The 7,709-nt window shown below is 36.3% G+C and carries 6 protein-coding genes; 4 read left to right on the top strand and 2 right to left on the bottom strand.

The window, feature by feature from the left end; all coding sequences use genetic code 11:
• The first annotated feature begins 719 nt into the window (after nt 1-719).
• The 4 genes from ACK2WI_RS18495 (at nt 720) to ACK2WI_RS18480 (ending at nt 3,806) form a co-directional block, all read left to right on the top strand.
• A complete protein-coding gene (locus ACK2WI_RS18495) occupies nt 720-1,226 on the top strand; it encodes a plasmid replication DNA-binding protein (RefSeq protein WP_168397101.1) in 507 nt (168 codons plus the stop codon).
• 833 nt (nt 1,227-2,059) lie between these two features.
• Complete coding sequence (locus ACK2WI_RS18490; protein ID WP_005244624.1) at nt 2,060-2,347, top strand: BrnT family toxin; 288 nt, start codon at nt 2,060-2,062, stop codon at nt 2,345-2,347.
• Nucleotides 2,334-2,648, top strand: coding sequence for a BrnA antitoxin family protein (locus ACK2WI_RS18485; RefSeq protein ID WP_409151922.1), 315 nt, complete (start codon nt 2,334-2,336; stop codon nt 2,646-2,648). Before ACK2WI_RS18490 ends, ACK2WI_RS18485 begins: the two co-directional genes overlap by 14 nt.
• 336 nt (nt 2,649-2,984) lie before the next feature.
• Entirely contained in the window at nt 2,985-3,806 is an 822-nt protein-coding gene (locus tag ACK2WI_RS18480; protein ID WP_409151921.1) for a YadA-like family protein, read from the top strand.
• A 451-nt stretch (nt 3,807-4,257) separates the two neighbouring features.
• Here the strand turns inward: ACK2WI_RS18480 and ACK2WI_RS18475 are convergent, their stop codons facing one another.
• Nucleotides 4,258-4,578, bottom strand: coding sequence for a hypothetical protein (locus ACK2WI_RS18475; RefSeq protein ID WP_409151920.1), 321 nt, complete (start codon nt 4,576-4,578; stop codon nt 4,258-4,260).
• 21 nt (nt 4,579-4,599) lie between these two features.
• Nucleotides 4,600-5,637, bottom strand: a complete 1,038-nt coding sequence (locus tag ACK2WI_RS18470) for a hypothetical protein (protein WP_168398581.1) — start codon at nt 5,635-5,637, stop codon at nt 4,600-4,602.
• Nucleotides 5,638-7,709 lie beyond the last annotated feature (2,072 nt).

The raw sequence follows: 7,709 nt of genomic DNA, 5'->3' as shown, positions 1-7,709 counted from the left end.
CCTAGTAGCAACTCTTGCTTTATCCATATAAAACAATCGCTGTGGTGCGCTAGCGTCGCTTAATCCTTCCACCCACACCACATGCCAACCGTACAAAACGGACACGCAGAAGCAGGCAAAGCTCGAAATACAAAAAGTATTGCTTATTTAATGGACACGAAAAATATCAATAACGAAGTTTTTCAGGTTAGGACTTGTAATTACTGCACATAACTGTAAAAATAATCGAACAGGTACAAGCCTTAGTGTGAAATCATAACGGTCGCCAAACCTTATGATCTTCGTTATTTGATGTTCCACCATCAAATAACTGCGTACCGCTAAATATAAAGCGAAACCCCAAAATGTTGCAAGACATTTTGGGGTTTTTCTTTGCTCTATCAACAATTTAAGTTACCTTCTAGTTTCCCAAAAGTTACCAACTTTTTTTACCCCCCTTTGCATCTTTATGATTCTTATCTGTTTTCAGGCAAAAAAAGTTACCAACTTTTTTTCAGAAAGTTCCCTTCTTTGATTTTTAAAATTAATCTATTTGTCTGTTTTTTGAACAAAAAATTAAATCCATGTTTTTTTTGATTTCAGCTAATAAGTTAGACAAACCATGCCTAATTTTAGGCAAATTTAGACAAAACACTTGTAAAAGGATAAATTAATCTATTGTAAAAATAGGCAGTCTATTAGACATCCACTTTTGACAGGTTTAGGCATAGTTTTACATCATGAAAAGTCTTTCAGTTATAGAGTTATCAAAGTTATATGGAATTAATAGACAAACAATTTACAACAACATAAACAAAGGAATTTTAAGTAAAAATTCTGATAATAAAATTGATTTATCAGAAGCTATCCGTGTATTTGGAGAGCCTGCTAAAAAACAGGATGTAAAAGAACCTGTAAAAATAGACAGTCCAAACTCGGCAGAAGTTTTACTGCTTAGACAGCAGATAGACATGCTAAAAAATCAGCTTGATGATGCTAAAGATAGGGAGTCCTTTTATCAAAATCAGATTGAAACGATGCAACGCCTATTGGAAGCACCAAAACCCAATACCACTCAATCTGGAGATTCTGGATCAGTACAGCCTGAACCAGCAGCAGAAGTGATAGCAATGCCACCTAAAGAATCAGAGATACTCGAGAATAAGCGAATACCTGTTCCAGAGCATGTAGAGCCTGAACCTGAAAAAAGGGGCTTCTGGAGCCGTTTTTTCAAGCCCTATGGATGATAGGACTATTTAATCAGACTAATCAAAACCGTGGAACATTGTTTATTTATTGATCGTGGAACGTGAAAAGTCATAAAAAAAGCCCGATCTGGAGAATACGGGCCAATCAAAATGATATATACCATTGATTAATAAAGACAATTATAACACATTTCGTATAACGTGTATTATGTTAATTTTAGGAAAATTTAAAAAATAAAATTACTACAACCACTATTACAAAAAATTACATCGAAGTATGATTATTAAATAATTTAAACCAGTTTGGTTAAGCTTATGGATATCTATATCATTGGAATTATTATTTGTTTCATAATTATATTGATCTTAATAATTTCAATGTTGAAAGACTATTTTGATGATCCTTTTCGTAAATAGCGTATTGGATTGAACTTGGCTAAGTTCTCAAGATGACGAAACAAAACAGCACATTAACGATATGGTGCGTCATATCATGGGGTTGAAACGTGTTTAATTAAAATTTAGCTCGATGCTTGAGACTGTAAATTATTTTTGTGTATTTTATTAAGCTAATTCTCTTATGCACTCGAGAAGTATTACCACGATACCAACTCTTAGAAAGAGCTTTGAGTCCCCTACTTAACATAATGGAGGTTATACGCAATACACTTGTATATTAATATAAATATCAAGTACTTAAAAATTTAGCTCTAGCCAAAAAATGCACAAAAAGCCGACTTTGAAACAAGTCGGCTTTTTTATGAGCAGTTTTGGAATGTTTTGCCAATAATTTTGACTAAAAATTACGCTTCTCAACTTGAGTGATACAATTTTGTGATACATTATTGTATATACAAATTTGAATGTTTTTTATGAAACAGTATTTCGAATGGGATGAGGCAAAGAATCGAAAGAATCAGAAAAAACACGATGTCTCTTTCGAAACGGCAAGCCTTGTTTTTGATGATCCACTGAGGATCTCAATTCAGGACAGACATACCGATGGTGAAGAACGTTGGCAGACCATTGGGAAAGTAAAAGGCGTACTAATGCTCTTAGTAGCTCACACCATCTTTGATGAAGATGACTGTGAAATCATACGAATCATTAGTGCAAGACAGGTAACTAAAGCAGAGCGAGATAAATATGAGCATGGTTAGATACTCACGCAAAGAGCTGAATGAAAAATTCAGCGACAAGCAAGATGCTGAAATTGAACACTTGCTTGCTAAGGGAACAGTTCCTGATGATCAGCTAGATCTATCAGATATGCCTGAAATTACAGAATGGAGCAATGCTGTACGCCATAATCAATTCTATCGCCCAGTGAAGCAACAGACTTCCATTCGTTTAGATGCTGATGTACTTGCATGGTTTAAAGCTCAAGGCAAAGGTTATCAGACACGTATGAATGAAATCTTGCGGGATGCCATGCTAAAAGAATTAAAAAATCATCAATAAAAATGGGAGCTTAGGCTCCCATTTTTGACTGCGTATAAGGTGTATTATGTTAATTTAAGATAAAATAAAAAAAGATAACCTAAACAATCGCCAATTTCTGCAAACAATTCTTTGGATAAGAAGTGGCCAGACTTGTACGATTTAGTACACATTCATTCAGATGCTTTTCATATAAATTACCCAATTTATCTAGCAAGATTATGTCAATAAAATGAACAGTTTCATGCATATCTTTTAAAAATAGAACTCCAAAGTAAGCTAAATTACTTAACACACCTTTTTAGATAAAATTTGTAAAATCTAAATTTTATATGAAATACTTCTCATATTTACAATATGTATATTGAAAAAAAAGTTTTATTTTGTTTAAATTTTGTGACTTTATTATCATTATCAAAGTTAAAAAAATCTCTTAAATTAAGGATGTGCTGCAAAATGTTAAAAAGTTTTAAATTATCTATAATTGCAATAGCGATCAGTACTCCACTTGCTCACGCTGATATTTCATTAGGCAGTGATATGAACCATGTATCTGTAAATGTAAATACAGATGACGGGAGTATAGGTGACTTTACTGTTTATAACGGTACAAATTCACAAATAGCAACTTTTACATCTGGTAAGCTTGCTACACAAATAACTACGGGTAATGGTAATCAACTAACAGTTAGTAACAGTGGTGTTTCCTTAAGAAATTCAAGTAACGGTTCCATTACTTTATCTGGAGTAGCTAATGGTGTTAATGCAACTGATGCCGTAAATGTATCTCAACTTAATGACCTAAGTAGTAGTATTTCTACACAAGCAAATACGTATACAGATCAAGAAGTAACTACTGAGCGTAATGCACGTATCGCTGGTGATGCAGCAACATTAGCTTCAGCAAATACGTATACAGATCAAAGATTTAATAATATAGAAACTAAATATCAAGCAGCAGTGGCGTCAAGTATAGCAATAGCTTCTTTACCTCAACCGACTAATGCTGGTCATAGTATGGTTAGCTTTAGTGTTGGTCAGTGGGAAAAAGAACAAGGATATGCAGTTGGAGTCAGTGGAGTAACTGAAAACAATAAATGGGTATATAAGGCTGCTGGAACAGGTAACAGCCGCGGTGACTTTGGTGGTGGTATATCTTTTGGTTTCCAATGGAAGTAAAAGATTGAATCCTATAGTAGTTTAATATTTATAAAACTACTGAAATTCATTTTCACAAAGTGATGATTTTCATCAGCACCCTTAAAACTGGACTTTCTTAAGTCTAACTTTCAAGGGTGCTTTTTTAATCAAGAAAGTTAGGAGTGTTAACACAACGTGCAATAACTCCAGCGCATCAATCAAATAATTCTGAATTAAAAGTTCCTTCAGGTTCATCAATAGGAATTTCATTGCAAATTTTAAAAACTGTTAGTGAACTTAGGCAAAAAAACAATGAAATTTCGCATAGATAAATTGTTTATTTAACATAAAATCTCTTATACGAAATTTGAATGTAAGTCCCCTTGAGCTTCAATTTCAAATATGTCGATAAAAAACTTCAAATATTCGGCTTAGATTCAAATAATCTGAATGAATACATCCAGCGGAATCAGGCATTTTTCCAAAAGTATTAAGGTATGATTTCTCCAGTAGAGTTCATATCTTGTAATGTGTCAAAGACAAGTCTCTCAATGCCTGAGCGTGCTTTATCAGGGTCTGGATCTAACCAGGACAGCGAAGGAAATTCGGCACAAAGGCCAACAAATTCTCCGTCTTGGGCGGACCATTTCACGCTAAATGAGTAACTAGCTTCAATCTTAAAATCGAAAAAAGCTTTCATATATTTTGCTGCGTGTTTGGCCTCGGCTCTCAAATCATCAATTTCTTGCCGTGTCAGGTAATAATCATCAGGATGCTTAGACATATCATCGCCTTTAGTAGCTATAGTCATTAAAAATTAGGCCCAAAAGCCTTAATCAATATCCTTGTAATAGCTATCTTGATAAATATAACCATCAGAACTCTTAGACTGCAAAAACTTCTTACCTTGATCGCTTTCTTTCCACATTAAAAGCAATTTTCTTGACTCTAGGTTAGCTTGATCTCGAATATCCCGAAAATAAGTATGTATCTCAGTATTATTCTTAATTTTGGGGGTTGAAGCCCGGACATAGCTCAGATTCAGTTTTCGTCCACCCGCACTTAAAAAGCTACGGTTCATTTTGGACTGGAAATAAGCTGTAAACATGCCATAGAGCTTACCGATCTGGACACGTACACCACGATAGCCAATATATCCTTCAAGGCTGAGAAGATACTTTTCAAAATGCTCTTTCACATCAGTATTTGATTTCTTGTTTTGGTAGCTATTTACAAGATTAACCCCCCTTTGACGTACGGCCTCAAAGGTATCTTGCTTTAACCGCCAAGTGAAATTGGTCGCATGTTTTGTATTTTCGCTCAATCCTATTTCCTGCAACTCCTTAATGCTTTTGGCGCGTTTGGTGAGCTGTAAAAACTGATAGTCTCCTATATTTAAAGTTAGCTTTTGAAAGGTCTCGCATCCTTTAATTTGTTTGGCAAGTTGCGCATTTAGATAATCAAGATGGTCATATTTATTTTGAATTATTGCACCATCAGGTAACCGCAGCAGCAAATCATTCACTCGACAAAGCAAGAGCAACATCGGAGATTGAAGTTCATATAGCTTATTCTCACTTTTTGATTTATCACGCAAATAACGATAAACATCAGCATCTGTAAGATTCTGTTTACGAACACACAGACCATTAGCAACGATGCAACTAAACGTACTTTGTCCGGATAAAAATTTTCGATATTGCTGCTGTGGCGTATTCAGCAAATCATAGCGATCGTTCCATTTTTCGAGGATTGCTTCGGCTTTAGTAAAACTCGATGGTCTAACCAAAACTCCAAGATCGTACCCTTTAGAGAAGCAAGCCAATATCGTATGAGTGATTTCTTTTGTTCCCGTCGTGTAATAAATCATTTTTCATTTTAAGTCTAAAATTTTAATGATTAATATATCCTTATTTGTAGATTCTTAAAGGTATTTCAAAGATTTTTTTAATAGTGATCTTAAAAGATCACTTTGTTAAGGATAATAGCCAGTTCTGGCTATTCTATAATAAGCAGTTCCTTGGATTCGACTTGACATGGTCTCTGCTACACATAAGATGGTTCTTGTAGATATTGTTTTTCAGTTGGACTGCCAATCCGTACATTCAATTTTCCTTAAATTGTTTGTTCATGGATTGCCAACCATGAACAAACAACATTACCCCTTTTCGCAACCTGCCAAGTTGTGAAAAGTTTTATCGGTGAAGCTGCATACGTCCGAAAGGTAGTTGGTGCGGCTACGATAGGGGCTGGCGGGTGTGAATCCCGCTTTCTACCTGTTACAAAGTTATGTTCACATGTTTATGTGATGCACGTAGGGCGACACGGAAACGGGCATTGACGGGTTATCAGCGTTTACAACATACGACTGATAACTTAGTAAATTAACCCTGTTTTATTTGTTACGGTGAGCCATCTCAGGGATTGAGTGAATGGCGTTAATAACCGCTTGGCAGATGCTTCGTAAGGGCATAGTCAAGGCGCACAGGTGGGCTTTTGAGATGATCGTGAGGTCATAGGGGAATGAGGTGTTAAACTGGATTTCTCGGCACGTCACGGTGAATTGCCGAATTCGTAGAGATACGTTGCAATTTGCTTTGGCGGTCAATGGATAGCTCAAGCCTGTAAGGTCGGCTCTGTCAACATACAACTACAGAACAGTTGATGGCAGTCGATATGCGTAGAGTAAGTGCTTTACCTTATTAACTTAACTAGAAAATATAAGCCAGGAATGACTTGGAACTGCGGTCTGGCGAAGTATGGAGTTGATTTTAGTTAAGTTAGAGATAAGCGTACTACTCGATTTCAATGTTAATCATTGAGATCAAAGACAAGTAGAACTAACGTGGGCGCACTTCACACCGTTTGAGTTGTAGATATTTAATTTCTGGTTGATGAGTTCACAGAAAAGCGATTCTAGGCAAACAACAAGGTGGTGATCGGTGACGGTCTTTAGAAGTGTTAGAGAATCAGACAAGTACAAAACCTTGGCTACATCGAGGTTGCAGACAGTTCGAGCGAATAAAAACGTAAGCGCTGTTAATTGGGAAAGTCTATACCGATGAGTTGGTAACGTTTAAGGTGATTGAAAACAGATTTTTTCGGTAATATTCGATGGCATCAACATGCTTTGGCTAGCATGATTTACCGAAAAAACTGTCTTAAAATGATTCTACAAATCATGAGAATGAATTGCCCTGGCAGGCAATGATATTTTCAAACTGTTGATGCAGTATAAAAACGTAGAAACTAGCGGTTTAAGAACCCAGACCCCTTTAAGGGGCTGGGTTTGTCTTTAAAGAATTAAAATATGTCTATTTCTCTCTTATTTTCGATTTAAGCTCTATATTTTTTTAGAAGGTAGTTCATTACCAAAAAAGGGTTAGTCGGGCTATAACCTCTGATTTCTCGCATTTAAATAACTCTTTCAATAAAATCAAAGACAGTTACATCCAATATTGTAAAATGCCCTCACTCTCTCAAGTACCCCACATCCCTCGCTTTGCTCGGGCTGATGGTGAACGTTGAGAGAGTTTCGGCAATACTCACCCTAAGAGCCTGCAAAAAATTTGCCTACTCTTAAAGTATTGCCTGTACACCTTTCGGGCTGACGGAGCCACGCATCGGTCGTATCTGCAAAGGGTAATTGTGCTTTCCCTTATAGGCTGAGATTACGATTCACACACCGCATCGACACGTTCCCAAACCAACTGAACCCAACTATCTCCGCAAGGGTCTCCCCAATTTACGATTTAAGCCAAGTATTCAGCTACTCATCACGTTGTTGCTTTGTCGATTTCCCCTAGTAGCAACTCTTGCTTTATCCATATAAAACAATCGCTGTGGTGCGCTAGCGTCGCTTAATCCTTCCACCCACACCACATGCCAACCGTACAAAACGGACACGCAGAAGCAGGCAAAGCTCGAAATACAAAAAGTATT

The organism is Sphingobacterium sp. BS-2 (assembly GCF_046161205.1).
GTDB lineage: Bacteria > Bacteroidota > Bacteroidia > Sphingobacteriales > Sphingobacteriaceae > Sphingobacterium > Sphingobacterium mizutaii.
Note: the sequence above shows the minus strand (reverse complement) of the source record. Positions and strands in the feature narration are given on the sequence as shown.

Bases quoted from the DNA above. Each gene is read 5' to 3' on its own strand.
- ACK2WI_RS18480 (WP_409151921.1), top strand. From the start codon at position 2,985: ATGTATATTGAAAAAAAAGTTTTATTTTGTTTAAATTTTGTGACTTTA.
- ACK2WI_RS18470 (WP_168398581.1), bottom strand. From the start codon at position 5,637: ATGATTTATTACACGACGGGAACAAAAGAAATCACTCATACGATATTG.
- ACK2WI_RS18485 (WP_409151922.1), top strand. From the start codon at position 2,334: ATGAGCATGGTTAGATACTCACGCAAAGAGCTGAATGAAAAATTCAGC.
- ACK2WI_RS18475 (WP_409151920.1), bottom strand. From the start codon at position 4,578: ATGACTATAGCTACTAAAGGCGATGATATGTCTAAGCATCCTGATGAT.
- ACK2WI_RS18490 (WP_005244624.1), top strand. From the start codon at position 2,060: ATGAAACAGTATTTCGAATGGGATGAGGCAAAGAATCGAAAGAATCAG.
- ACK2WI_RS18495 (WP_168397101.1), top strand. From the start codon at position 720: ATGAAAAGTCTTTCAGTTATAGAGTTATCAAAGTTATATGGAATTAAT.